The following is a 1,962-nucleotide window of genomic DNA, read 5'->3' on the forward strand; positions in this document are numbered from 1 at the left end:
CTCACTTGGGAAATTCCTCCGGAATTTCGCCGTTCGTGTTTTATTTACTAAATTCACTGCTTAAACAACGCAACAAAGCTTATACATCAACGTTACCACACATTTAAACCAAACTAAATGGATATAATTTTTATAGATACTTCGATTTTTGAATCTAATAATTTTTTAGAGAGTAAAAGGATTAAAGAAGTTTACAAATTAGCAGAACGAGGTAATATTAAAGTTATTCTTCCAAAACTAACTTATGACGAAATACTTAACCGAATTACAAAAAACGTTGAGGAATCAAGTCAGAAATTTAAAAAGTATAGAAACGAAACAAGAATTTTAAGAAATGTACCTTCACTAAGTAAAAAATTCGAGCCTTTTGAGAGTTCTGAAATAAATGAAGAATTAAAGGCAATTTTAGAAGAGAGATTTTCAGTTTCTAAATTTGAAATTATAGATTACCCAACTTTAAATATTGAAGACATATTTAATAGCTATTTCGGTAAAAAATTCCCTTTTGGTTCAGGTGGAAAAAAAAGTGAATTTCCAGATGCATTTGCACTTAAATCGGTAGAGATTTGGGCAGAGGAAAACAATACTAAAGTTTTGGCTTTCTCTAAAGACAACGATATGCTAAACTACAAAAGTGAGCATTTAAAAATAATAGATGATTTCGACTTATATTTAAGTGATAAGATAAAAGAAATTGAGAGCGAATATCATCAGAAAAGGCTCGATGAAATTGATGATATAATTCAAAATAAATCCGAAAACATCCAAACTGAAATAAAAGATTGGATAGAAGACCAACTTGACGATTACAGTAAATATTATGAATACTCAAATTCATACGAGGTTCACGAATATTCTATAGTTGAAGTAAAAACGGACATTGAAGACTATAACATAACAAACGTTTCTGAAGATTACATTTCTGTTCAGTTAAGGGTTTACGTAAATTATAAAGTAGAGATTATAATTGATGATGAAGACAATATGTTTAGAGATTATGAAACCAAAGAATGGATATTTATGGACACAAAAGCTGTGTTGATTGATGAAATCAGATACATTGACGTCGATTTGATATTTGAAATAGAACCTGATGATGATACTATTTATGAACCAGAAATTGAGACATTTAACAACGGAAGATTACTGAACGTGTAAAAAACGTGTGGTAACACCGTATATAATTTATTGCTGGCTTCTCGTCTACTTACGAAAGTCCTCGCGGACTTTCTTGGTCGGTAATTATTTACTAAATTAGGTGCTTGAAACACGCAACAAACCATATACAACAACGTTGGGTAACATTTACCAATCACACTTTGAAGAATGGAAGAAAAAGAAAAACAGCTAATTGTTTTAATTTTTATAAAAGAGAATAATTTTAGGTTAATTGACGAAACTAAATTTTTACCTAAAAACATTGGATTTACGGAATATCTGAATATTATTGAATATTTAGAGGGTAAAAAATATGTTGAATCAATTGGAAATGACAACCTATTTACTATAACTGAATTAGGAATTTTAAATATAGAACTAATACAATTAAAACTAAAAGAGGAAAAATATGACAAACTAGCAGAGAGAACAAAATTACATAATGAATCTATAGTTTCTGGTTGGAATAGAAAAACTTTTTGGACTGTTTTCATATTTGGTTTATTAGGTGGTATTTATGGATTTTATGATTTATTTATAAAAGTTCCAATTGTCGAAAAAGAATTGAAACAAATAAAACTAGATATATTAGAAAATAAAAGAACAACAAAGGAATTGCGTACTTTAGTTTTATCCCGAAAAAATATAGATTCTTTAAATCATTCCAATTCTGAATTAAATAATAATTCCGAATAAAAAAAACGTTACCCAACACCGTGTATAAAAAATTGCTTATTTTTAGCTTAACCGAAGGCAGTTGCATTTTTACTCACTTCAATTTTCCTGCGGAAAATAGCCGTTCAT

General features: G+C 28.6%; 2 protein-coding genes. Both read left to right on the plus strand.

Features of this window, described 5'->3' with window-relative positions:
- Positions 1–117 precede the first annotated feature (117 nt).
- The gene (locus MPF19_RS18870; RefSeq protein ID WP_249989827.1) at positions 118–1,158 is read left to right on the plus strand and encodes a PIN domain-containing protein; all 1,041 of its coding nucleotides are present in this window, start codon (positions 118–120) and stop codon (positions 1,156–1,158) included.
- Positions 1,159–1,326: 168 nt separating this feature from the next.
- On the plus strand, positions 1,327–1,854 hold the full coding sequence (locus MPF19_RS18875) for a hypothetical protein (RefSeq protein ID WP_249989828.1): 528 nt from the start codon (positions 1,327–1,329) through the stop codon (positions 1,852–1,854).
- Positions 1,855–1,962: the final 108 nt, after the last annotated feature.

This window comes from Polaribacter sp. Z014 (assembly GCF_023555435.1).
Lineage (GTDB): Bacteria > Bacteroidota > Bacteroidia > Flavobacteriales > Flavobacteriaceae > Polaribacter.